We start from the raw sequence: 23,262 nt of genomic DNA on the forward strand, positions 1-23,262 counted from the left end.
CCTTGATCAAACTGATCGCCCAGCGTCTCGCCCTCGGATTGATGACGCTGTTCGCGGCCTCGGTGCTGATTTTCGCTGGCACCGAAATCCTGCCGGGCGACCTGGCATCGGCGATTCTGCAGACCAATGCGACCCCCGAGTCCCTCGCGGCTATGCGCAAGGAACTCGGGCTCGATCGGCCGCCGACGACCCGCTACGTCGAGTGGCTGTCGGGCGCGGCGCACGGGAATTTCGGGGTATCGCTCGCCAACAAACGGGACGTGGCTGAAGAAATCGCGCCCCGGCTGCAAAACACGATCTTCCTGGCGCTCTACGCCGCCCTTATTGCGGTTCCGCTCGCGGTCGCGCTGGGCCTGTTGGCTGCGGTCAACCAGGGCGGCTTTTACGATAGGCTCGTCAATGTCGTGACCTTAATGACCGTCTCGGTCCCCGAATATTTCGTCGCCTACATCCTGATCAAATATCTGGCCGTGCAGCTCGGCTGGTTTCCCTCGCTGGCGAATGTTACGCCGGATACCCCGCTGCTCGAACGCATGAATCTCACCTTTCTGCCGATGCTGACGCTGGTGCTGGTCATCACCGGCCACATGATGCGGATGACGCGCGCCTCGGTTCTCAGCGTCATGGCCAGCCCCTATATCGAAATGGCGCTGCTCAAGGGCTTGCCGAAATGGCGCATCGTGGTGCAGCACGCCTTTCCCAACGCGCTGGCCCCGATCATCAACGTGATCGCGCTCGATCTCGCCTACCTGATCGTCGGTGTCGTCATTGTCGAGGCCGTGTTCGTCTATCCAGGCCTCGGCCAGTTGATGGTGGACGCCGTCTCCAAACACGATGTCCCGGTCGTGCAGGCCTGCGGCCTGATCTTCGCGGTGATCTACATCCTGTTGAACATGACGGCCGATATCCTGGCCATCATGAGCAATCCGCGCCTGAGGCATCCCCGCTGACGCGGGATCGCCGCCCTTGCCGGTCGGCGACCGGGTCTCCATCGATCGAAAGAGGGTCAGCTCGTGCGATTGTTCGGCCATAAACTCAGTCTGACGGCCTGGGTCGGCTTCATCATCATCCTGATCAACGTGGTGGTCGCACTGGGCGCGCCCATGATCGCGCCGTTCGGGCAGGCCGATATCGTCGGCGATGCCTGGGCCGATCCCGATCGGTTGCATCTGCTCGGCCTCGACAATCTCGGTCGCGACATCCTCAGTCGCCTGATCTACGGCGCCCGCCTGTCGATCGGCCTCTCCAGCCTGATCACGGTGCTGGCGTTCATCATCGGCATCATCACGGGCTTCGTGGCGGCCGCCGTCGGCGGCTGGGTCGACTCGCTGTTGTCGCGCATCGTCGACCTGCTGCTGTCGATGCCGATCCTGATCTTCGCCTTCATGATCCTGTCGGTTCTCGGCACCGACATTCCGGTGCTGGTCGGCACCATCGCGATCCTGAATTCTACGCTCGTGTTCCGCCTTGCCCGCGCGGTCGCGATGAACATCGCCAGCCTCGAATATGTCGAAGCCGCCAAGGTGCGTGGCGAGGGCCTGTGGTGGATCATCAGCCGCGAGATCCTGCCCAATGCGATCCCGCCGCTCGCGGCCGAATTCGGCTTGCGGTTCTGCTTCACGTTCCTGCTGATCGCGGCGCTCAGCTTTCTCGGTCTCGGCATCCAGCCGCCGCTGGCCGATTGGGGCAGCATGGTCAAAGACTATCGTGACATGATCAATCTCGACTCGGCCGCGCCGCTCTATCCGGCGGCCGCCATCGCGATCCTCACGATCGGCATCAACTTCGTGGTCGACTGGATGCTGTCGATCCACTCGAAGGGCTATGGGGAAAGCGCATGACCGACGCTCACGCCCGCAATCCGCTGGGTGACGATCTTCTCGTGGTCGACAAGCTCCGGATCGAGGTCAGGACGGATCGTGGCCATGGCCCGGTGCTGGTCGACGACGTCAGCTTCACGCTGCGGCGCGGCGAGGTGCTCGGGCTCATCGGCGAGTCCGGCGCCGGCAAATCCACCATCGGGCTTTCGACCCTCGGCTATTCCCGCTCCGGCTGCGTCGTCACTGGCGGGTCGATGCTGCTCGGCGGCCATGATATCCGCACCATGACGGCCGATCAGCGTCGCGGCTTGCGCGGCCGGGGTGTCGCCTATATCGCGCAAAGCGCTGCCGCCTCGTTCAACCCGTCGATGACCATCATGGACCAGGTGTGCGAAGTGGCCGTCCGGCAAGGCCTGATGAACCGGTCGGAAGCGGAGGTCGCGGCCAGGGGCCTGTTTCGCGAACTCGAATTGCCGAACCCTGACGCCTTTGGGGCGCGCTACCCGCATCAGGTCTCGGGCGGCCAGTTGCAGCGCGCCATGGCCGCGATGGCGATGGTGTCACGTCCCGATCTCCTGGTCTTCGACGAACCCACGACAGCGCTTGACGTCACGACCCAGGTCGACGTGCTGGCCTCGTTCCGCAAACTGATCCGCGAGCACGGCACCGCCGCGCTCTACATCACGCATGATCTCGCGGTGGTGGCGCAGATCGCCGACCGGATCATGGTGCTGCGGCAGGGCAAAATGGTCGAGCTTGGTTACGCCGATCAGGTGCTGAACAATCCGCGCGAGGACTATACCAAGCGGCTCGTGACCGAGAGGAGCTTCGCCCATTCCGGCAAATCGGCCGAGCAGGCCGCCGAAAAGCCGCTGCTCAGCATCCAGCGCGTCACCGCCAGCTACGCCAAATTCGCCAATGTAATCCAAGACGTCAGCATCGACGTGCGGCGACACGACACGGTGGCGGTAGTGGGCGAATCCGGGTCCGGCAAGAGCACGCTGGCGCGCGTCGTCATGGGTTTGCTGCCCCGCAAGGAGGGCGAGATCACCTTCGAGGGCCAGAGCCTTCCGGCCCGTCTCGCCGATCGGACCAAGGATCAGCTCCGACGCGTTCAGATGATCTACCAGATGCCGGATGTGGCGCTTAATCCCCGCCAGACGCTGCTGGATGTGATCGGACGGCCGATGACGTTCTATTTCAATCGGTCGCGGAAAGAGGTGCGCGAGCGCGTCCTCGATTTGCTCCGTCAGATCGATCTCCCTGAGAGCTTCATCGATCGCTACCCGTCCGAACTGTCGGGTGGCCAGAAGCAGCGGGTCAGCATCGCGCGGGCGCTCGCGGCCGAACCCGACCTCATCATCTGCGACGAGGTCACGTCGGCGCTCGATCAACTTGTGGCGGAGGAAATCCTCCGGCTTCTCCAGCGCTTGCAGGACGATCTCGGGGTCGCCTACCTCTTCATCACGCATGACCTCGGCACCGTGAAGCGGATCGCCAATAAAGTGGTGGTCATGCTGAAGGGGCGGCTTGTCGCGGCAGGCGAAACCAGCGACGTCTTTGCGCCGCCCTACCATCCCTATACGGAGCTTCTGCTGTCTTCGGTGCCCGAAATGCGGGGCAAATGGCTCGACGAAGTGCTGGTGCGTCGCAAGGCCATCGCGGCGGCCGCGCGGGCCAGCGAGGCAAAACTCACCGCAAGCGCTTGACAGCGAGCAGACAATAAAAAAAAACCCCGCTTGGAAGCGGGGTCCTACCGACCAACGTCGATAACGGATGCGGCCCGATCAGGCCATCGCCAGTACATCCGTGGTTGACGGCGCCGGTCGAGCAAATCGCATCCGCGACATCCGGCCTCGGCCGTTTGTCTTGAGCAACAGATGGGCCCCCATCGCATGATTGCAAGGCCGACGGATCGTTGGCCTACAGATCGAGGTCCGTGTCTGCGAGTGCCTTTAAGCCGGGATATAGCGTGCGATAGGCGCGAAAGCGTGCCGCATAGAGATCGGCCAGCGCCGGATCGGGTCGGTAGGCCAGCGTCGAAACCGCGTCTCCACCGGCCCGCGCCGGAAAGCCCGCCGGCTCGAAGGCCAAAAGAGCCGCGCCGTAACACGATCCGTGCGAGGGCTGCGGCACCGCCAGAGGCACGCCAAGCACCGAGGCGAGGATCGAACACCAGAGCGGGCTGCGCGCGCCGCCGCCGGTGCCGCGGAGATCCTCGACATGCAAGCCATTCGCCCGCAGCGTCGCGAGGCCATCCCGCAGCGCGAAGGCGACGCCCTCGAGGATCGCGCGAACTATATCGGCTGCATCGGTGGAGCCCCGAAGGCCCGCGAAGGCGCCCGCAACGGCCGCGTCCATATGCGGCGTCCGCTCACCGGAGAGGTAGGGCGCGAAAAGCACGCCCCGCGCGCCAGCGGGTGACGTCGCGGCGAGGTCGAGCAGGGCCTGGGCCGACACCAAGCCATGCTGGCTCGCGACGCGGCTGGCCCAAGCGAGCGACTCCCCTGCGCTGAGCGTCGCGGCTAGCGCGCACCATTGGTCGGGCACGACGTGGCAGAAGGTATTGAGCCGGCCGGCCGGATCGATCGCCGGCGCACCGGTCGAAACCAGCAACTGGCCGGACGTGCCGAGGGTGACGAGCGCCCGACCCGCGTCGCCGCCATCGATCCCCATGGCAAGCGCGGCGCATAAGGCGTCGCCGCCCCCGGTCACGACCGGCACGCCGACCGGAAGCCCGAGCGCCGCCGCGGCTTCGGCGGTAACATGACCCGCGACGGCCGTGCTCGGCAGCAGGTCTGGCAACAGAGCGGCATCGAGGCCACAGGCCGCCAGGAGGTCGCTCGACCATTGCCGCGTGCGGATATCCAGCATCGAGGTGCCGGAGGCGTCCGACGGGTCGCTCGCGAGACGGCCGGTCAACCGATAGCGCAGATGATCCTTCGGCAGCAGGACGGTTCTGATCCGGGCGAAAAACTCGGGCTCATGCTCGCGCATCCAGAGCAATTTCGTGACGGTTCCGCTCGCATTGGCGGCTGTCCCCGTGATGGCGATCAGCCGATCGCGTCCGATCGTTTCCTGCAGCCACTGCGCTTGCGGACCGCTCCGTGAATCCGACCAGAGCAGGCACGGGCGGATGACCGCGCCGGCGGCGTCAAGGACGACGGGACCGTGCATCTGGCCCGATAATCCGATCACCGTGACGCGAAGCTTCGCGACGGCGCCCTCGTCGGCCCACAGCCTTGACCCGACCTCGCGCAGCGCGTCCCACCACAGATCCGGGTCCTGCTCGGCCGCCTGGGGCGTCGGCGATGCGGTCGGATAAGCGGCCGCTGCTTCCGCCACCACCGCGCCGTCGCTGTCGACCAACATCGCCTTCAGGCTCGACGTTCCAAGATCGATCGCCAGCACGACGTCACGCATTCGGGTCTCTCCTCGAAGCCGGCCGGCCCCGCACGGTGTTGGCGCAAAAATGCGAGCGCGTCCAGTCAAGAGACCTTTTCAAACTCGATGTTCCTGTTATGTTCTCAATCAGGAGATTCGAAATGAGCGACCAAACCTTGTTCATCGTGCAACCCTATCGCGCCATGCCGCACCGCCTCATCGCGCTTGCGGCCCAGGTCTACGACGACGAGACGAGCGCGCGCCGTGCCGGCAACCGCCTGGCGCGGTTTCGGACCGGCGTCGTGGTCCTGTCCCAAGCGGTGGATGTCGAGGCGGCTCGGCGGAGCGTTCCGGCCACCCTGGCGATCCACGGTCAGGTGCCGGAAGAATGGCTCGATCGCCTGCCGCTCGGGCTGAAGCGCCCCGACCGCGAGTTCCGCCACGCGGCATGACGACACCCGATTGGTCGCGCCAACGCCATAATGATCGCGTTGGATGTGGGCATTCTCAGGGGTATCTGCATGATCGAGACGCTTGACCCGCCGGGGAGCCGCGCATGGCCCTACGGATGGGACGAAATCCTTGCCGACGGGATCATTCATGCGCTCGGACTGGTGCTGGCGGTCGTCGGAACGGTCGTCATGCTGGTCTATTTCAGCCCGCGTGATCATGCCGGGCTTCTCCCGCACGCCATTTATTGTGGAACGCTGCTGATCACGCTGACGGCCTCGGCGGTCTATAATATGTGGCCCGTGTCACCCGCCAAATGGGTGCTTCGCCGCGTCGACCACGCGATGATCTTCGCGCTGATCGCAGGAACATACACGCCCTTCCTGATCCGGATCGGCAGCCTGCAAAGTAACCTGCTGTTGCTGGTCATCTGGACCGTCAGCCTGATCGGCATGGCGTTGAAGCTCGCCAATCTCGGCCGGCGCGAGTGGCTCTCGACTTTGCTGTATATCGGGATCGGCTGGAGCGGGCTGCTGGCCATTCCGGCGCTGGTCGGAACCTTGCCGTCGATCAGCCTCTTCCTGATCTTCGGTGGCGGCCTGCTTTACTCGTTCGGCGTCATCTTCCATCATTGGCGCGCGTTACGCTTCCAGAATGCCATCTGGCACGGCTTCGTTCTGGCGGCGGCGACCTGCCACTTCGGCGCGGTCGCCACCGCGATCAACGGAACCTGAAAAGGAGACCCGCGCCGGACTGCTGCTTTGCCACAGGGCAAACCGTCCAATCGGCTTCGCGCGGTTTCCGCAACATATCCTCGATGACGAATAGATCATGACGAGCCTCTAAGCTAGTCTGGCGCTCTGGCCATCTGTTCATGGAGACTGTTGCCGTGTTCTCGCTCGACGCTTTGCAGCTGGCCCGAATACAATTCGCCTTCACGGTTGGCTTTCACATCGTTTTTCCAGCCTTTTCGATTGGTCTTGCGGCCTATCTGATGGTCCTCGAAGCGGCTTGGCTGAGAACTCGCCAGCAAGTCTGTCTCGACACCTATCAGTATTGGCTGAAGATCTTCGCTGTCGTATTCGGCGTCGGGGTCGTGTCCGGTCTCGTGATGTCCTACGAGTTCGGCACCAACTGGTCGCAATTCTCCTACAAGGTCGGCCCGATCTTGGGCCCGCTGCTCGGATACGAGACCCTGACGGCCTTCTTCCTCGAGGCCGGTTTTCTCGGCGTCATGCTGTTCGGCATGAAGCGGGTCGGCCCCGGCTTGCATTTCGCAGCCACATGCCTCGTCGTGATCGGGACGCACATCAGCGCGGCCTGGATCCTCGCGAGCAATTCGTGGATGCAGACACCGCAGGGCTACAAGATCGTCGATGGGCGCTACTTCCCGGAGGACTGGGTGAAGATCATCTTCAATCCGTCCTATCCCTATCGCTTCGTCCATATGCTCGGTGCCACCTATGTGTCGGTGGCTTTCGTGGTCGGGGCCGTGGGCGCCTATCACCTGCTGCGCGACCGGAACAATCGGTCGGCGAGGCTGATGTTTTCGATGGCGATGTGGATGGCGTTGGTGGCCGCTCCGCTGCAGATCATCGCGGGTGACGTGCAGGGCGACAACACACTGCAATACCAGCCGCAGAAGGTCGCCGCGATGGAAGGCGACTGGCAGCGTCAGCCGGCAGGAGAGGGCGAACCCCTGGTGCTGTTCGCTTTGCCCGATCAAGCCAACCAGAAGAACAACTTCGAGATCGCGGTGCCGCATGTGGGGTCGCTTTACCTGACCCATAGCTGGGCCGGCACCATCAAGCCCTTGAAGGAGTTCAAGCCGGACGAGATCCCCTTCGTCCCGGTGGTGTTCTTCGCCTTCCGCATCATGGTCGGGCTCGGCTTGCTGATGTTTGCGGTCGGCGGTGTCGGCCTGCTGCTCCGTCGCAAGGGTCGGATCTTCCAGGCGCGCTGGTTTCAGCGAGTCATGGTCGCTATGGGCCCGGCTGGCTTCATCGCCATGTTGGCGGGCTGGACCGTGACCGAGGCGGGGCGCCAGCCCTTCACGGTCTATGGGCTGCTGCGAACCGCCGACAGCGTGTCGCCCGTCGGTGCACCCGGCGTCGGCATTTCGCTGGTGGCTTTCGTGGTGATCTATGCGGTCGTGTTCAGTGCCGCCGTCATCTTCCTGCTGAGGCTGATGGCGGTGCCGCCCTATCCGGGCGAAAGCGGGCCGCCCGCCATTCCGCACCGCAGCGCGGGCATCACCCCGGGTCCGGCCGGAGCCACGCAGGAGCCGGCCCTGACCCCAGACCTCGCACCGGCGGAGTGAGATCATGACGTTCGAGGGATATGATCTTGCGCTGATCTGGGCCGCCCTGCTGGGCTTCGCGGTTCTGGCCTATGTGGTGCTCGACGGGTTCGATCTTGGCACCGGCATCCTGTTTATGGCCGAGCATGGCTCCGACGAACGGGACGTGATGGTCAATTCCATCGCGCCGGTGTGGGACGGCAACGAAACCTGGCTGGTGCTCGGGGGCGGCGGTCTCTTCGCCGTCTTCCCGCTGGCCTATGCCGTCATCCTGCCGGCGCTCTATCCCGTCATCATCACCATGCTGCTGTCGCTCATCATGCGGGGCGTCGCGTTCGAGTTCCGCTTTCGCACCGACACCAAGCGCGGCCGGTTCTGGTGGGACGTCGCCTTTTGTGGCGGCTCGACCGGGGCCGCCTTCTGCCAGGGTCTGGCGCTCGGCGGTCTGCTGCAGGGTATCCACGTCGAGAACAATGCCTATGCGGGCGGCTGGTGGGATTGGCTGACGCCGTTCACAATTCTCTGCGGCGTCGCGGTCGTGGTCGGCTACGCGCTGCTCGGTTCGTGCTGGCTGATCTGGCGCACCACGGGAACGTTGCAGGACAACAGCCGCCTGCAAGCGCGGGCCTTGATGATCGCCACGCTGGCGCTCATCGTCGCCGTGAGTATCTGGACACCCTTCCTCAACCCGCGCTTCGCCGCACGCTGGTTCGGTTGGCCCGGCCTTGCTTTGACGAGTCCGGTTCCCGTGCTGGTGGCGCTGACAGCCTGGGGCTTCTGGCGCAGCCTTTTGCAGAAGCATCACCTGACGCCGTTGCTTTGTGCCCAGGCACTTTTCGTCCTCTGCTACATCGGTCTCGGCATCAGCTTTTATCCCTGGATCGTGCCGCCTTCGATCACCATCTGGGATGCGGCGTCGCCATCCTCCAGCATGGCGTTTCTGCTGGTGGGCGCCATCGTGATGATGCCGATCATTCTGGCCTACAGCGCCTATGCCTATTGGATCTTCCGCGGCAAGGTCGAGGTCGGGATGCATTACCATTGAGGCGGGACATGGATCCCTCATCGACCAAGGAAGCAAGCCGCACCCGCAAGCTGCTCTGGTTCGTGGGTATCTGGGCCGCCAGCGTGGTCGTGGTCGGCGGGGTCGCCGAAGTGCTGCATTGGTGGATCATGCTGGGCAGCAAGCCGTGATCAGCGCGGCTCCGACCGCCCGAGCGTGACGGGCGTGGCGGGCCGCGGTGGTGGGCTGCGGAACGCGATGCCCTTGCGCCAGATGCGAAGCGCCTCCCAATGGATACCGGCTACGATCTTCATGGCGAGAAGCGGATGCGCCGCGAAGGTCTTGACGAGCGCCGCATCCGACAACGGACGGTGCTCGCCCGAAAAACACGTCGCGATCACGAGGCCCTGAGCGTCGCTGGCCGTGACCGCAACCGACACGTGGGCGCCGGGCGGCTGCACCTCGAACCGGTAGGTCAAATCCATATCCATGAAGGGCGAGACGTAGAATCGTTTGTCGCAGGTTTGGCATACGGTTCCGGCGGTGTCGGCCTCGACTGGGATCAGGTAGCTATGGCGCTGCCCGATGGTGTTGTTCACCTCGTAAAGCATCGCCGAAAGGGTGCCGTCGCGGCGGTGGCAGAGATAGACGCTCAACGGATTGAAGGCGTAGCCGAGAAGGCGCGGCACGCAGAGCAGCCGGATCGGGCCTCCATCAGGTGCCAGCCCGGCGTCGGTCAGATAGCCCTCGATCTGCTGGCGCAGAGGGCGCGCGTTGCCCTCGAGGTGATCGCGATCGCGGAACGAGAACAGGTTGAAGCGATTGCGCGAGAAGAGCCGCAAACCGCGATCGAGCCGGTCGAGTTCATCGAGATCGAACAGCATCCAGAACATGCGGTAGCGCAACGCATGGCGGCGCGGCTTCACCCGCTTGTGGGTGACGGCGCCGTCGTAGAGGCCGGAGACCCAGACGTCCGCCATGGCTCAAGCAGCCGTCGCGACAAGCGCGGGCTGGCCCAGAACGATGCGACCAGATTCGTTGGCGACCGTCCAGGGTCGACGGACGCCGCCGAGTTGCTCGGCGACCGCGAGGCCGGCCTGCAACCCGTCTTCATGAAAGCCCGCACCGAAATAGGCGCCGCAGAACCATGTGTTGCGGGTCCCCTGCAAGGACCAGAGATGGTTTTGAGCCGTCATGGCGGCGCCGTCGAACATCGGATGGTGGTAAAGTTCTCGCCGAATTTCGGTGCCGGGCGCGGGGACGCGCGGCGGGTTGAGGGTCACGAAGATATCGTCGTCGCTCGGCAGACCCTGGAGTTGGTTCATCCAATAGGTGACGCAGAGGTGATCGGCATCGGCCGCGTTCTGACGCCCGCCAAGATAATTCCAGCTCGACCAGACCGCCCTCCGCTTCGGCATCAGGGTCGGGTCGCGATGCATTACCCCGAGATTATCCGAATAGCGGAAGGGGCTCAGCGCCGCGCGCTCTGCGGCGTCCGCGTCATCGAGCAAGGCCAGCGCCTGATCCGCATGAGTTGCGATCACGACATGATCAAACCGGTCGCGCGCGCCATGGCTGTCGACCACGGTCGCACCACCCGGTTCGCGGATGACCTGCCGAGCCGCCGTGCCGAGGCGGATCCGGTCAGCATAGGCAGCGGTCAGGCGCTCCACATAGACGCGGCTTCCGCCCTCGACCGTGCGCCACAAGGGCCGCTGCGAGATGCGGAGAAGACAATGGTTCTCGCAAAAACGAATGAAGGCTTCGGCCGGATAATCGAGCAGCGCTTTGGCCGGGACCGACCAGATCGCGGCCGCCATCGGCAGCAGATGATCGTCCATGAAGGCGCGGCCGTAACGCCCCTGCTGGAGATAGTCGCCAAGGCTGGTCAGCCCCAGCTTGCCGGCATGGGCCGGCGCTTCGCGGTAGAAGCGATGCAGGTCCCGCAGCATCGACCAGAACCGCAGGCTGAGAATATTGCGCCGCTGGGCGAACAGCCCCTTCACATCGGTGCCGTTATACTCGAGCCGTCCCGCGTCGAGCGACACCGCGAACGACATATCGGAAAATTTGGTCGGCACGTCGAGATGGGCGAACAGCGCTGTGAGGTTCGGATAAGCGAAGTCATTATAGACGATGAACCCGCTATCGACCGGGATGACGCCCCGGGCGCCCGCGACCGAAATTGTGTTGCTGTGGCCGCCGATGCGTCCCGCCTGTTCATAGACGGTGACCCGATGGCGCTTGCTCAAGAGCCAGGCCGCGCTCATGCCGGAAATGCCTGTCCCGATCACGGCAAGATCGAGAGACTTCATATCGTTATTCATCGGAACCTTTGCTTTGCACCCTAAGCTACGATGGAATCGGCGATCGATGGCGACCGTGTCTCAAATTTTGTGACATTTCCTCATTTGACGCGGCGACGGCGGTCGAGGCGGCCCGTATCTTACGCTTGGATTTGCCCCCTGCGGCGGTCGCGGCGCATGCGCCCCAGCAAAGGATCAGTGCCAATGCCGACATCTCACCGTCTGCGATCGGTTCGTTGCCGATGATTGTCGTGACCTTGTGCCTCATGGTGGTTGGCGTCTCATTGGCGATGGTGGCGGCCTGGTTCATCGCGCAGAAGACCGGCAAGTCCGGCTTTGTCGATACGATCTGGACATTCGGCACCGGGATCGCCGGCATCGTCCTGGCGCTGGTCCCGCTCGAGGCGGGCGACAGTCCCTCGTTCAGGCAAGGGTTGGTGGCGATCCTGCTCGGGGTCTGGTCGCTGCGGCTCGGGCTCCATATTCTGCGTCGCACGCTGAAAGGCGGTGACGACCCGCGCTATGCCAAGCTGAAACAGGATTGGGGCCGGAACGCCTCGAGCCGCATGTTCTGGTTTCTGCAGATACAAGCTCTCACCATGGCGCTGCTGGCGATCTCGGTCTTCGTGGCGGCCCGCAACCCCCGCCCGTCGCCGGATTGGCGCGATTGGCTCGGGGTCGCGATCGTGGCGATCGGCGTCTTTGGTGAGGCGCTCAGCGACGAACAATTGCGGCGGTTCGCGGCGGATCCGCGCCACAAGGGCCAGGTCTGTGACGTCGGCCTCTGGTCATGGTCGCGTCACCCCAATTACTTCTTCGAGTTCTTTGGCTGGCTGGCTTATCCCGTGATGGCCATCAGCCTGACTGCCGCCTATCCCTGGGGCTGGCTGGCGCTGATTGGACCCGCGATCATCTATTGGCTGTTGGTCTACGCATCGGGCATTCCGCCGTTGGAGGATTATATGCTGCGCTCGCGTGGGCAGGCCTTCCGCGACTATCAGGCCCGCACCAGCGCCTTCCTGCCGCTTCCCCCACGATCCCGTACGACGCCGGACAGACCCGCATGACACCGACGACACTCGCCCTGAAGGCCGCCGAGGGCTTGCCGCTTCCCGATGCGATTCTGCGAACCGGCGTCGGTCTCATGGTCGGCCGCACGGCCGAAAAACTCGCCGCCGCGACCGATGCCGACGATCGCGCTTTCGTCAGGCGCATGGCGGACTTCCCCATCGCGCTTCATACGGCGGACGCCAACGCACAGCATTACGAACTCCCGTCGGAATTCTTCGGTCTGGTGCTCGGCCCCCGCCGCAAATACTCGTCGTGTTTCTATGACAAACCCGGCGACACGCTGAAACAAGCCGAGGAGCGCGCCTTAGCCGAAACGCAGGCCCATGCCGACCTCGCGGATGGTCAGGATATTCTGGAACTCGGCTGCGGCTGGGGATCGCTGACGCTGTGGATGGCCGAACAACTGCCGAAAGCCAACATCACGGCGGTGTCGAACTCGCGCCAGCAACGCGCGTTTATCGAGGCCGAGGTCATGCGCCGTGGGCTCTACAACGTCCGCGTCCTCACGGCCGATATGAACACCTTCGATCCCACGCGTCGCTACGACAGAATCGTCTCGGTGGAGATGTTCGAGCATATGGCCAATTGGCAGGCCCTCCTGCGCCGCGTCCAAACCTGGCTGAAACCAGAGGGCCGGCTATTCCTGCACGTCTTCACGCATCGGTCCGGCTCGTATCGGTTTGATCATGCCGACAAGGACGATTGGATCGCCCAGCACTTCTTCACCGGCGGCATCATGCCGAGCCAGGCGCTCGCGGCGCGTTTCCCGGAAACCTTCGTGATCGAGGACGAGTGGCGGTGGAGCGGGGAGCATTACCGCCGCACCGCAGATGAGTGGCTCGCCAATTTCGACCGTAACCGGCGCCAGATCGACGCGATCCTGCGCGGCCATTATGGCGCGGAAGCCCCACTTTGGCGGCGCCGCTGGCGGCTCTTCTTCCTCGCCACCTCGGGGCTGTTCGGCCATGCGGGCGGCGCGGATTGGGGGGTCAGCCATTATCGGCTCGCCCCCGTCGGTGCGTCCGCGATCAACCGAAGCGCTTGACCGCCATATCGGCGACCCAGAACGCGATGGCGGCCGAGGCACCGGTCACGATCGCGCCCCAGATCATGTCGGTGATGGCAAGCGCCACCGTGTAGTTCCGCAGCGTCGCCAGATTGGTGAGGTCGTAGGTCATGTAGGCGAAGAATCCGAGCAGCAGGCCTCGGGTTAGCGCCGTCGACCAAGATCCGGCGTCGAAGGCGGGGAGAAGCGCAAAATAGACGATGCCGGCAGCGTAAAGGAGATAGAAGAGGCCGGCCGCGCCGAGCGAGAAATTCGGCGCCAGACTATCGCCCAGCGTTCGCTTGAACAAAGGCCCGCCCACTGTTCCGAGCCATGCGAAATCCAACACCAGCATGGCGACGAGCGTTGCGGCATAAGCGGTTCCGAGGCGAAGCATGGGTCAATCCAACTGCAAGAGGTCGCTGAGGCAAGTAGGTCGCGCGCGGCCGAAGTCGACGTCGTGGCCGGTCGGACCATAGCCTAGACGAGCGCTCGCTTGCGTCGGGTCTTCCGGCATGCGACCTCCCCGATCGACTTTTCCCCTCGTTCCCGTAACCAGAGCTGACGCCGTGCGCCTGACCATCACGTCCTGGAATATCAATTCGGTCCGGATTCGGCTGCCCCTCCTTCGCCAATATCTCGCGTTGCACCAACCCGACATCCTGTGCTTGCAGGAGACCAAGTGCCGCGACGCCGAGTTTCCAATGAACGACATCCGGGCGCTTGGTTTCGACTATGTCGAGATCAATGGGCAAAAAGGCTATCACGGGGTCGCGGTGCTTTCGAAGCTGCCGATCGCCTCCATCGACAAGGGACAATTCTGCCGCCACGGCCATGCGCGCCACATCGCGATCAAGCTCGCGCCCGAGGCCGGAGCGGCGGCGGGGCTCACAATTCACAATTTCTACGTGCCGGCCGGCGGCGACGTGGCGGACCCACTCGTCAATCCGAAATTCGAGCACAAGTTAGACTTTCTCGACAGCATGATGGATGGTCCGGCTCGGCTCGTTGCCGAACGCGCCGTGCTGGTCGGCGATCTCAATATCGCACCGCTCGAAACCGACGTGTGGAGCCACAAGGCGCTGCTGTCGGTCGTCAGCCATACGCCGATCGAGGTGGATCGCTTCGGGCGCGTTCAGGCGGCCGGACCCTGGATCGACGCGATGCGGGAGAAGATCGTGCCGGCCGAAAAGCTGTTTACCTGGTGGAGCTATCGTTCGCCTGATTGGGCGGCCGCCAACAAGGGTCGGCGGCTCGATCATATCTGGCTTAGCGAGGATTTACGCGGCGCGCTGGACGGGATCAGCGTTTGCAAGGAGGCGCGCGGCTGGGACAAACCATCCGATCACGTGCCGGTTACAGTCGATCTCCGATTTTGAGATCGGCCAGCCGCTCGTTGAGGTCGCGGGCGAGATTGCGGCGCACCCGGTCGGCGCTGCCCGGAAACTCGTTGAGGATCCGATAGAAGAGCCGCCGGGTGATCTTCAACACGGTGGATGGCTCGCGGGCGATAGCGGTCGTCGGCCGCGGCAGAGCCGAAATAAGCGCCCGTTCGCCGATCAGCGTACCGGGCCCGACGACCTGTCGCGCTGGCCGGCCATCGCCGAACGGATCCAGCGCGATCGATCCCACCAGAAGAACGAATCCGCCGTCGGCCAATTCGCCCCGTCGGAACAGAACGTCCCCGGTGCGGAAGATGCGCGTTTCGCCCGAAAACGCGATGAGCCGGAGGGCTTCGGCTCCGAGATCGGCGAATAGCGGAATGGCCGACAGTCGCCGGATGTCTTGCTCGAGCGTCACGGCGCGCACCTTTGTCCCACGTGACGCCAGTTTAGCCGGAAATGGTTGACGATTGTTAACGGGCGTCTGCAAGCCGAGCTGCACCCGTCAGGGGATCAGCCGGTAGCCCCCCGCTTCGGTGACGAGCAATTGCGCGTGGGCGGGATCGATCTCGATTTTCTGCCGAAGCCGATAGATATGGGTTTCGAGCGTATGGGTCGTCACGGCCGCGTTATAGCCCCACACCTCACGCAGCAGCGTATCGCGGTCGACCACCTGCTCGCGGGCGCGGTACAGATAGCGAAGGATCGCTGTTTCCTTCTCGGTGAGCCGCATCCGGTCGCCACCCTCGTTGACGAGGTTTTTGGCGCTGGGGCTAAACGTATACGTGCCGATTTGGAAGAGAGCATCATGGCTGCCCTCGTGTTGACGCAGATGCGCCCGCACCCGTGCCAGCAGCACCGCGAAGCGGAACGGCTTGTTGACATAGTCGTTGGCGCCCGAATCGAGGCCGAGAACCGCATCGTCGTCGGTCGCATAGCCGGTGATCAGGATGATCGGTCCTTTGAACCCGTTCGACCGCATGATGCGGACGACATCGCGTCCGTCCATGTCGGGCAAACCGACGTCCATGACGACGACGTCGGGCGAATCCGCTTCGGTGAACGCCAGGGCGCGCTCAGCGGTCGCGGCTTCGCACGGGCTGAATTCATCGTGAAGGGAGAATTGCTCGACCAACAATTCACGGAGATCATCGTCGTCGTCGACAATCAGGATCTTTCGAGCCTGAGACATGCAGCAGTATCCTTGGTCCCCGTCCGGCCAACCCGCAACGAAGCGTGACGTCGGTCATAGAGGTCTTGTACGGCGGCCAAATTGCTCAAATGTACGCGCAAGCGCAAGCCTGAACCGCGATGCAACGATGGAGGACCCTCTTTGAACTCGTCTTCAACCCCTCCAAGACGGCAGTCCGGTGCCTCATCGATCCACCGAAACGACCATCGTTTGACGTCGTTGCGTGTCGTCCCAAAGGCCGGCCATCCATCGGAGGCTTGGCTTTTAGCGGCGTCGCTCGCCCTCCCCTGCATGCTCGGACCGTCCGGCATGACGCGGCAAAAGCGCGAAGGAGATGGCGGCACGCCGATCGGCGTATTCGCGATGCTGGGCGGTTTTTTCCGATCAGACAGAGCATCGCGGCTGCAGACGGCTCAGAGCATGCAAGCCTTGCGCGTGACCGACGGCTGGTGTGACGACACCACCTCGAGCCGATACAACCGCGCTGTGCAGCTGCCGGTCGCCGGCCGTCACGAGCGCATGTGGCGCGAGGATCGCCTCTACGATCTCGGCGTGGTGATCGACTATAATCTCAACCCGACCCGAAAGGGTCGCGGCAGCGCGATCTTCATGCACGTGATGTCGCCAGGCGGGACGCCAACGGCCGGTTGTGTGGCCTTGCGTCCGGACGATCTCCGGCGGCTTCTGCCACGGCTCGCCCCAGGCTGCAGATTGGAGATCGGATAGCCGGCGGCAGGCATGGACAAATCGTCATCGAACAGATCGGCGTGCAAAGCGTTGATGCAATGAGCGGCTTGTTTTTTGAGCAGGTCGGCGATTGAGGAGTTGAGAGCATGCGTGCGTTTCTGAGTGTTGGCGTGATTGGTTCGATGTTGGCGATGACGGCGGCCGGACCGGCCTCAGCCTTCACGATTGACACGTCGCCGAAGTTGTCGTCCGCAGGCACGTCGAACGTGGAGCAGGTCCAGTTTCGTCGGCATGGCGGCGGTGGGTTCCATCAGGGCGGCGGTTTTCGCGGTGGACGGCACTATGGTGGCGGCTACCGCGGCGGACGGGGTTACGGCGGCGGCGCCGCAATCGGGGCGGGTATCGCGGGTCTTGCGGCCGGCGCGCTGATCGGGGGCGCAATTGCCAATTCCCAGCCTGCTTACGGTTACGGCGGCTATGGCGACAGCGGCTATTATGGCGCTCCCGCTCCGGTCTATGTCGATCCGGGTGACGCCCAAGCACCCGTTTATGCCGACCAGGGTGGCGATACAGAGCAATATTGCATGCAGCGGTACAAGTCTTACGACCCGTCCAGCGGCACCTACCTCGGCTATGATGGACAGAGGCACCCCTGCCCCTGATCGCTTGATATAAGAAGAAGCCGCGCTCCTCGGGCGCGGCTTCGACGGCTGTGCGATCTGCTGAAATGTTAGCATTGACAGCTCCGCTCCCGTGCAGCACTCTCTAAAGGCCGGGGCATTGAACGCTGTCGTGCAGACGCCACAGAGCGTCGTTCAGGGAGAGAAACGTCGATGAAGAACGCGCTTTTAGCCGCCTTGATGCTGTCGGTCGCAGGACTTTCGGCCCCCGCCTATGCGGCCGACGTGACCATACCGATCATCGTCAAAGACACCACATCCAACTACTGGCAGATCGTTCTGGCCGGTGCCCGCAAGGCGGGCAAAGACCTTGGCGTCAAGGTTCCGGAACTCGGTGCACAGTCCGAAGCCGATATCGATGGCCAGATCTCGATCCTCGAAAACGCCGTCTCGGGCAAACCCGCCGCGATCGTGATCTCGCCGACACAATTCGCGGCGCTGGGCAAGCCCATCGACGAAGCCGCTAAATCAGTGAAGATTATCGGCATCGACTCGGCCGCCGACTCGAAGTCTTTCTCGTCCTTCCTGACGACCGATAATACCCAGGGCGGGCGCGTGGCCGCCGACGCTATGGCGGAAGGCATCAAAGCCAAGACCGGCAAGGCGGAAGGCGATGTCGCCCTCATCACATCGCTGCCCGGCGTCGGCTCGCTCGATCAGCGCGCAGCGGGCTTCAAGGAAGAACTCGCGGCCAAATACCCCGGCCTCAAGCTGGTGGCCGACAAGGTCGCCGATGGCCAGGCCACGACCGGCCTCAACATCATGACCGACCTGATCACGGCAAGCCCGAACCTCAAGGGTGTGTTTGCGTCCAACCTGATCATGGGCCAGGGCGCGGGACAGGCGATCGCAGAGAACAAGCTCGGCGACAAGATGACCCTGGTGGCCTTCGACTCGGACGACAAACTCGTCAAGCTGCTCACCGACGGCTCAATCTATGCCTTGATCGTTCAAGACCCCTATCGCATGGGCTACGACGGCGTGAAGACGGCGCTCGCCGTGTCCAAGGGCGAGAAGGTCTCGGTGACGGTCGATACGGGCGTCAACGCCATCACGAAGGCCGGGATGACTTCGCCCCGCTCGCAGGAACTGCTGAACCCCAAGCTGAACTGAAGCACGCGTTCTTCAGACAATTGGACGAGCCGCCATGCAGACCGCAACCGTCCAACCGAAACACGATGGCGCTTCTCCGGGAGCGCCACCCGTCTTCGTTCTATCGAAGCTCGACAAGAAGTTCGGCGCCACCCATGCGCTGAAGGGCGTCGATCTCGCTTTCGAGGCTGGCGAAATCCACGCCATCGTGGGCGAGAATGGCGCCGGGAAATCGACGCTCATCAAGATCCTCACGGGCGTCCACCAACGCACCAGCGGCGATGTGATGTGGGAAGGTGTCCCGGTCGCGCTGGCGAGCCCCTATGAAGCCATCGCGCTCGGCATCAATGCGGTTCACCAGGAGGTGGTGCTCTGCCCCCATCTCAGTGTTGCGGCCAATCTGTTCCTCGGCGACGAGACAACCCGTTTCGGCCTGTTGCGCCACACGGCCATGGTGCGTGCGGCTGAAAAGATCCTGGCCGAAATCGGCTTTGCCTTGCCGGCGGCTGCACCTCTGTCGAGTTTGACGATCGGGCAGCAGCAACTCGTCGCGACCGCGCGGGCGGCAACGCGCGGGACCAAATTCCTCATCTTCGACGAGCCGACCGGCTATCTAACCCGGCAGGAAGCGGCCCAGCTATTCGCGTTGATCCGCCGCCTCAAGGCGCAGGGCGTCACGATCGTCTACATCAGCCATCGCCTCGAGGAAGTCTTCGAACTTGCTGATCGCGTGTCGATCCTGCGCGATGGCGCCCTCGTCTCGACACAACGCGTGGCCGATACCAACGAGCAGAGCCTCATCCGAGGGATGATCAACCGCTCCGTCGAGCAGATCCATTATAAGGAGACGGTGCCGTTCGGCCCCGAAATCCTCCGGACCGAACACCTCAGCGGTAAAGGCTTCGAGGACATCTCGCTGAGCGTGCGGCAAGGCGAGATCGTCGGCCTCTACGGGCTGATCGGCGCCGGACGCAGCGAGTTCGTGCAAAGCCTGTTCGGTCGTTCGCCGGCGACCTCCGGGCAAATCGTCTGGTTGGGCGAGCCCGTCTCGATCCGCAAAGAGACGGATGCGATCAAACGGGGCATCGCGCTAGTGCCGGAAAGCCGTCGCGACCAGGGGCTCTGCCTCAATCTCGGCGTCGGGCTCAACGTCAATCTGCCGATCTTCGATCGCCTGACGAATGGCATCACGCTGAACCCAAGAGCCGAGCGCACCCATGCCGATCGTCAGATCAAGGCGATGCAGATCAAGACCGGATCGCGCAACGCCGCCGCCTCGAGCCTGTCGGGCGGCAATCAGCAAAAGATCGTGGTTGGCAAATGGCTGAACCACGGGGCCAAACTCTTCATCTTTGACGAGCCGACTGTGGGGGTCGACGTCGGCACAAAGGTCGAGATCTACAAGATCCTCGCCCGCCTTCTCCATGAAGGGGCCGGGATCATCCTGATCTCGTCCTACCTGCCGGAGGTCTATGACCTCAGCGACACGCTGCATGTGTTTCGGCGCGGTAAGCTCGTCGCAAGCCACGATGGCACGAAAGCCGACCCTGAAATCATCCTGACCGAAGCGATCGGGGTGTGACATGACGAGATCAAGGGCACACGCATGAGCATCGACGCCAAGAGCACCGCGCCGGCCATGACGGTCGTGGTTCCCCGCCCATCCCGGTTGGGGCTGATCCTCAGCCTGACGCTCGTCGGGTTGCTGATCGCGATGTGGATCGCGCTCAGCCTCTCGACGCCGAGCTTCCTGACCGAAAACAACCTGACAAACCTGATGCGGCAGGGTGCCATGATCGCGATCATCGCGGTCGGCCAGACTTTCGTGATCATCACATCCGGCATCGACCTGTCGGTCGGGGCGGTGGTGGGCTTCTCCAGCGTGATCGTAGCCTGGTTGATGACGCATGGGTTTACGATCTTGCCGGCGATCCTCATGACGCTCTGCGTCGGCGCGGCGATCGGGGCTTTTCACGGGTTCGGCATCACGACACTGGGGCTGCCACCGTTCATCATGACGCTTGCGACCCTGACGGCCTTGCGCGGAATCGGTCTGCTGATCACCAACGGGGCCACGATCTCGGGCCTTCCGGACGCGTTCACCAACTTCTCGCGCGGCGCCTTTCTCGGCATCCCGCTCCTTTTCTGGATGGTCGTGGTGGTCGCCATCCCGGCTTATGTGCTGTTGCAGCACAGTCGGTGGGGTCGCTACCTCTATGCAATCGGATCCAACCGCGAGGCCGCGCGCCTCTCAGGCGTGAACGTCCGCGCGATGATCTATCTCGCCTATATGATTTCGGCGACGTTGGCGTCTTTCGTCGGGGTGCTGCTCGCCGCACGGATCGGCATCGGCAACGCGACCCAGGGTCAGGGCTGGGAACTCCAGGCCATCGCCTCGTCGGTGATCGGCGGGACGAGCTTGTTCGGCGCCGTCGGTAGCGTCCAGGGGCCGCTGCTCGGCTCGTTCATTCTCACGACGATCAACAATGGAGCCAACCTGCTCAACGTCAATCGCTTCTGGCAGGACGTGATCACCGGCGGCCTCATCATCGTGATCGTCTATTTCGATCAGCTCCGCAGCCGTAAACGCTAGACACGACGCGCGCTCCGCCGGATCACCGGCGGCGAAGCGACACGCCGACATGATCCTCGATGATGGCGAGGTTCCGGAGATTGGCCTTGAAGGCCATATCGAAGAGATCGCCGACGATCGGGACGACGCCGACGACGGCCTCGATCCCCACGTTCCTCAGCATGACCAGCAGCTTGGCGTTAGGCACGCCCAGCCGGCGTGCCTCATTCACGATATAGAGCGAGATAACAGCAAGCACCGCATCGCCGGCGGCGGGCGTCAATCCGATCATGCTGTTCAGGCCGAAGCGGAAGCGTGTGAACGGCAGCCTGAAGGCGCCGTCGATCAGCCACGCAATCCGGCGCAGGTTCGCCAAGCGCGCTTGCGTCGGGTCGGCGTGTCCGCCATAGGCCTGCTGCGAATATGCACTCATGGTGACGCCTCCCGACCGAACCGTAGATGTGGTTGGCGATGACGCTGATACAATGTCTCCGCTCTGTCATATCGCACCCGTAGTGCATCCCGACCCGATCGGCTCGGGAAAGCGGCGGGAGACGCGAGTTGGGATTTGATTGGGCCGCGATGCCCGCCCTCGTCCAAACCGCCGCCAGCCTGGCACTGGCCTTTGTCCTCGGAACATTGATCGGTGCAGAACGGCAATATCGACAACGCAGCGCAGGGCTTCGCACCACCGTGCTGGTCGCGGTCGGGGCGGCGGCCTTCGTCAGCATCGGCATGCGGCTCGGCGGCATCGCCGGCGCGGTGCAGATCGTCGCCTATACGGTGACTGGGGTCGGGTTTCTCGGCGGCGGCGTGATCATGAAGGAGGGCAAGACCGTGCGCGGGCTCAACACCGCCGCGACGCTCTGGTGTTCCGCCTCGGTCGGCGCCTTCAGCGGGGCGGGGCTTGGGCCCGAAGCGCTTCTGATGACCATCACGGTTCTGGCCGGCAACACGTTGCTGCGGCCACTAGCCGATCTCATCAACCGCACGCCGATCGGCGACGGCTCGATCGAGGCCACCTATGAGGTCAGAGCTACGACGTCGACCGCGGGCGTGGCACAAGCCCGCGATCTTCTGGTCGAGACGCTGGAGGTGGCGCATTATCCCGTCCGCGACGTCACGATCGAGGAACGAGGCGAGACCGATGTCGAGCTCGTCGCGACACTCGCGGTCACGACGATCGAGCCGGATGAAATCGAAGCCGTCCTGCGCCTGCTCGAACGCTCAAGCCTGATGCGCGACGCGACCTGGACGTCGAAGACGAGCGACTAACCGTAAACGACGTCCTTCATGGCGTCATTCGGTCGAGCAGGTCGTGCAGGAAGGATTCCACACCATGCGGCTGGACGACAGCCAGCCGGATCAGATCGTCGAAGCGGCGGGCAAACATGCGGATGTGGTCGGAGCCGTTGAGCACGAGGTAGCTCGGCCCGAGAAAAACGACGGCGCGTTTGGGCCCGAAGACCGTGAAAGGCGCCGAATAGACCGTCTTCCGATCATAGAGGTAGAAGCGAAGTCCCGGATAAGCGCTCCGATAGATGGCGTTGAGATGCTCGATCTGGTCGCGACGCGCGTCCAGCGGTAGGTCGGACCAGATATCCTGTCCGTCGGCGAACGCCTGAAGATCTTGCAGTGCGAGACAGACTTCGACGTCATTGTCGGCCTTGGACATATAGTCGAGCCGTGCCCGCACGGTGTCGAACTGCACGGGCGCCACATTCTCCGTGCTCCCATATTCGAACTGAAGCACCGCTTCGGTCTTGACGAAATCCGGCAAAGCGACCGGCACCGTTCGGATGCGATAGCCTTCCGCTTCGTTGAGCCAGGCGACGAAATGATCGTCGGCCGGCCCGCGATCGTGCATTTCGATCTGCAGCATCGCCTGGATAATCTCGGCGCCAACCTCCTCGCGCTGACTGAGGCCGAGTAGCCAATCGGTCGACACATGCGCCGCGGTCGCGATGGCCATCAACGTGTCGGCCCGGGGAAGACGAGGATCGGTGTCGTCGAGAAGTTGCGACAGGGTCGAGCGATCGATGTTGGCAAGGCGCGCGAAGCCGGATGTCGTCAGCCCCGCACGACCGATCACGCTCTCGAGTCTGCGGCGGAAAAGACCGACGGTGTTGTTCCGTGCCATGGCGGCTCCACGATGGAAATATCGTCAAATATTATATAGCAATCAATAGCGTGATATTCGTCACCAGACGATATTTATTGCGACATCATCATCGTTGAATCGCAGAACATGTCCGGTTCAAACTCCTCCATGCGAATCG

The 23,262-nt window shown here is 63.4% G+C and carries 25 protein-coding genes; 17 read left to right on the plus strand and 8 right to left on the minus strand.

Features of this window, described 5'->3' with window-relative positions; translation table 11 throughout:
- Positions 1-2: 2 nt before the first annotated feature.
- From LGH83_RS10970 to LGH83_RS10980, 3 genes are all read left to right on the plus strand, one after another.
- Complete coding sequence (locus tag LGH83_RS10970; RefSeq protein WP_227398717.1) at positions 3-950, plus strand: ABC transporter permease; 948 nt, start codon at positions 3-5, stop codon at positions 948-950.
- A 63-nt stretch (positions 951-1,013) separates the two neighbouring features.
- Positions 1,014-1,841 carry an ABC transporter permease gene (locus LGH83_RS10975; protein WP_227398718.1) on the plus strand — a complete coding sequence of 276 codons (828 nt, stop codon included), beginning with the start codon at positions 1,014-1,016 and terminating at the stop codon, positions 1,839-1,841.
- A complete protein-coding gene (locus tag LGH83_RS10980; RefSeq protein ID WP_227398719.1) occupies positions 1,838-3,529 on the plus strand; it encodes an ABC transporter ATP-binding protein in 1,692 nt (563 codons plus the stop codon). Before LGH83_RS10975 ends, LGH83_RS10980 begins: the two co-directional genes overlap by 4 nt.
- Positions 3,530-3,743: 214 nt before the next feature.
- Here the strand turns inward: LGH83_RS10980 and xylB are convergent, their stop codons facing one another.
- Entirely contained in the window at positions 3,744-5,243 is a 1,500-nt protein-coding gene (gene xylB, locus LGH83_RS10985) for a xylulokinase (RefSeq protein ID WP_227398720.1), read from the minus strand.
- Between the two features lie 122 nt (positions 5,244-5,365).
- On the opposite strand from xylB, the gene LGH83_RS10990 reads away from it, so the two are divergent.
- The 5 genes from LGH83_RS10990 (at position 5,366) to LGH83_RS11010 (ending at position 9,147) form a co-directional block, all read left to right on the plus strand.
- Positions 5,366-5,656, plus strand: coding sequence for a hypothetical protein (locus LGH83_RS10990; protein WP_131196685.1), 291 nt, complete (start codon positions 5,366-5,368; stop codon positions 5,654-5,656).
- 69 nt (positions 5,657-5,725) lie between these two features.
- The gene (trhA, locus tag LGH83_RS10995; RefSeq protein ID WP_227398721.1) at positions 5,726-6,388 is read left to right on the plus strand and encodes a PAQR family membrane homeostasis protein TrhA; all 663 of its coding nucleotides are present in this window, start codon (positions 5,726-5,728) and stop codon (positions 6,386-6,388) included.
- Between the two features lie 140 nt (positions 6,389-6,528).
- Entirely contained in the window at positions 6,529-7,974 is a 1,446-nt protein-coding gene (locus tag LGH83_RS11000) for a cytochrome ubiquinol oxidase subunit I (protein ID WP_227398722.1), read from the plus strand.
- A gap of 4 nt (positions 7,975-7,978) precedes the next feature.
- Positions 7,979-8,998 (plus strand): cytochrome d ubiquinol oxidase subunit II, encoded by a 1,020-nt coding sequence (gene cydB, locus LGH83_RS11005; protein ID WP_227398723.1) that lies wholly within the window; start codon positions 7,979-7,981, stop codon positions 8,996-8,998.
- 8 nt (positions 8,999-9,006) lie between these two features.
- Entirely contained in the window at positions 9,007-9,147 is a 141-nt protein-coding gene (locus LGH83_RS11010; RefSeq protein WP_227398724.1) for a DUF2474 domain-containing protein, read from the plus strand.
- Here the strand turns inward: LGH83_RS11010 and LGH83_RS11015 are convergent, their stop codons facing one another.
- Complete coding sequence (locus LGH83_RS11015; protein WP_227398725.1) at positions 9,148-9,936, minus strand: DUF1365 domain-containing protein; 789 nt, start codon at positions 9,934-9,936, stop codon at positions 9,148-9,150.
- A gap of 3 nt (positions 9,937-9,939) precedes the next feature.
- Positions 9,940-11,283, minus strand: a complete 1,344-nt coding sequence (locus LGH83_RS11020; RefSeq protein WP_227398726.1) for an NAD(P)/FAD-dependent oxidoreductase — start codon at positions 11,281-11,283, stop codon at positions 9,940-9,942.
- 221 nt (positions 11,284-11,504) lie between these two features.
- Between LGH83_RS11020 and LGH83_RS11025 the strand changes: the two genes are divergently transcribed.
- Together LGH83_RS11025 and LGH83_RS11030 are read left to right on the plus strand one after the other, a co-directional pair.
- Entirely contained in the window at positions 11,505-12,329 is an 825-nt protein-coding gene (locus LGH83_RS11025) for a DUF1295 domain-containing protein (RefSeq protein WP_131196745.1), read from the plus strand.
- Complete coding sequence (locus LGH83_RS11030; RefSeq protein WP_227398727.1) at positions 12,326-13,378, plus strand: SAM-dependent methyltransferase; 1,053 nt, start codon at positions 12,326-12,328, stop codon at positions 13,376-13,378. Before LGH83_RS11025 ends, LGH83_RS11030 begins: the two co-directional genes overlap by 4 nt.
- Here the strand turns inward: LGH83_RS11030 and LGH83_RS11035 are convergent.
- Complete coding sequence (locus LGH83_RS11035) at positions 13,362-13,775, minus strand: DUF2177 family protein (protein ID WP_131113732.1); 414 nt, start codon at positions 13,773-13,775, stop codon at positions 13,362-13,364. The genes LGH83_RS11030 and LGH83_RS11035 overlap by 17 nt on opposite strands.
- A 172-nt stretch (positions 13,776-13,947) precedes the next feature.
- On the opposite strand from LGH83_RS11035, the gene LGH83_RS11040 reads away from it, so the two are divergent.
- On the plus strand, positions 13,948-14,757 hold the full coding sequence (locus LGH83_RS11040; protein ID WP_227398728.1) for an exodeoxyribonuclease III: 810 nt from the start codon (positions 13,948-13,950) through the stop codon (positions 14,755-14,757).
- On the opposite strand, the gene LGH83_RS11045 is transcribed toward LGH83_RS11040, so the two are convergent.
- Both LGH83_RS11045 and LGH83_RS11050 read right to left on the minus strand, forming a co-directional pair.
- Positions 14,735-15,178, minus strand: a complete 444-nt coding sequence (locus LGH83_RS11045; RefSeq protein ID WP_227398729.1) for a cyclic nucleotide-binding domain-containing protein — start codon at positions 15,176-15,178, stop codon at positions 14,735-14,737. The two genes, LGH83_RS11040 and LGH83_RS11045, sit on opposite strands and share 23 nt — an antisense overlap.
- A gap of 87 nt (positions 15,179-15,265) precedes the next feature.
- Positions 15,266-15,952, minus strand: a complete 687-nt coding sequence (locus LGH83_RS11050; RefSeq protein ID WP_131113735.1) for a response regulator transcription factor — start codon at positions 15,950-15,952, stop codon at positions 15,266-15,268.
- A 309-nt stretch (positions 15,953-16,261) separates the two neighbouring features.
- Between LGH83_RS11050 and LGH83_RS11055 the strand changes: the two genes are divergently transcribed.
- The 5 genes from LGH83_RS11055 to LGH83_RS11075 all read left to right on the plus strand — a co-directional run bounded on the left by LGH83_RS11055 (position 16,262) and on the right by LGH83_RS11075 (position 21,004).
- Complete coding sequence (locus LGH83_RS11055; protein WP_264478885.1) at positions 16,262-16,678, plus strand: L,D-transpeptidase family protein; 417 nt, start codon at positions 16,262-16,264, stop codon at positions 16,676-16,678.
- A gap of 107 nt (positions 16,679-16,785) precedes the next feature.
- Positions 16,786-17,301 (plus strand): BA14K family protein, encoded by a 516-nt coding sequence (locus LGH83_RS11060; RefSeq protein ID WP_227398730.1) that lies wholly within the window; start codon positions 16,786-16,788, stop codon positions 17,299-17,301.
- A gap of 171 nt (positions 17,302-17,472) precedes the next feature.
- A complete protein-coding gene (locus LGH83_RS11065; RefSeq protein WP_227398731.1) occupies positions 17,473-18,432 on the plus strand; it encodes an ABC transporter substrate-binding protein in 960 nt (319 codons plus the stop codon).
- Positions 18,433-18,466: 34 nt separating this feature from the next.
- Positions 18,467-19,993, plus strand: a complete 1,527-nt coding sequence (locus LGH83_RS11070) for a sugar ABC transporter ATP-binding protein (protein ID WP_227398732.1) — start codon at positions 18,467-18,469, stop codon at positions 19,991-19,993.
- Between the two features lie 57 nt (positions 19,994-20,050).
- Complete coding sequence (locus LGH83_RS11075; RefSeq protein ID WP_227401811.1) at positions 20,051-21,004, plus strand: ABC transporter permease; 954 nt, start codon at positions 20,051-20,053, stop codon at positions 21,002-21,004.
- Between the two features lie 22 nt (positions 21,005-21,026).
- On the opposite strand, the gene LGH83_RS11080 is transcribed toward LGH83_RS11075, so the two are convergent.
- A complete protein-coding gene (locus LGH83_RS11080; protein WP_227398733.1) occupies positions 21,027-21,416 on the minus strand; it encodes a DUF4112 domain-containing protein in 390 nt (129 codons plus the stop codon).
- A gap of 149 nt (positions 21,417-21,565) precedes the next feature.
- Between LGH83_RS11080 and LGH83_RS11085 the strand changes: the two genes are divergently transcribed.
- A complete protein-coding gene (locus tag LGH83_RS11085) occupies positions 21,566-22,258 on the plus strand; it encodes an MgtC/SapB family protein (protein WP_131196743.1) in 693 nt (230 codons plus the stop codon).
- A 16-nt stretch (positions 22,259-22,274) separates the two neighbouring features.
- Here the strand turns inward: LGH83_RS11085 and LGH83_RS11090 are convergent, their stop codons facing one another.
- Positions 22,275-23,123 (minus strand): helix-turn-helix domain-containing protein, encoded by an 849-nt coding sequence (locus LGH83_RS11090; protein ID WP_227398734.1) that lies wholly within the window; start codon positions 23,121-23,123, stop codon positions 22,275-22,277.
- Positions 23,124-23,262 lie beyond the last annotated feature (139 nt).

This window comes from Lichenihabitans sp. PAMC28606 (assembly GCF_020616535.1).
Classification (GTDB): Bacteria; Pseudomonadota; Alphaproteobacteria; order Rhizobiales; family Beijerinckiaceae; genus Lichenihabitans; species Lichenihabitans psoromatis.